The 262-nt window shown below is 39.3% G+C and carries 1 protein-coding gene; it reads left to right on the top strand.

Annotation, left to right across the window (positions count from 1 at the left end; translation table 11 throughout):
- Positions 1-48: 48 nt before the first annotated feature.
- On the top strand, positions 49-262 hold a 214-nt coding region (locus V0R37_RS22505; RefSeq protein ID WP_420376610.1), incomplete at its 3' end, for a hypothetical protein.

Raw genomic sequence — 262 nt, 5'->3', positions numbered from 1 at the left:
GTATACACAGCGAAGTTCAATGAAAATGCAGTACTAGAATTCGATGTAATGAACAACATCAAGGTAGACCGTTTGGTATTGATGTCTACTTACCTAACACCTGCTAACACAGGATGTCTATGGGAAATGAAGATTGTGTTAGACAACGAACCAGCTAACACAAACATCAATGACAAACCATGGATTCCAATTGCAAACTATGTAGATATGGACGTGAACCAAATTGCTCGTTCGGTGAAACTTCGTGCAACCTTCAAGTCTA

This window comes from Pollutimonas rozaliensis (assembly GCF_048751585.1).
Lineage (GTDB): Bacteria > Pseudomonadota > Gammaproteobacteria > Burkholderiales > Burkholderiaceae_B.
The sequence above is the reverse complement of the archived record's forward strand: the minus strand, read 5'-3'. Positions and strand labels throughout refer to the sequence as shown.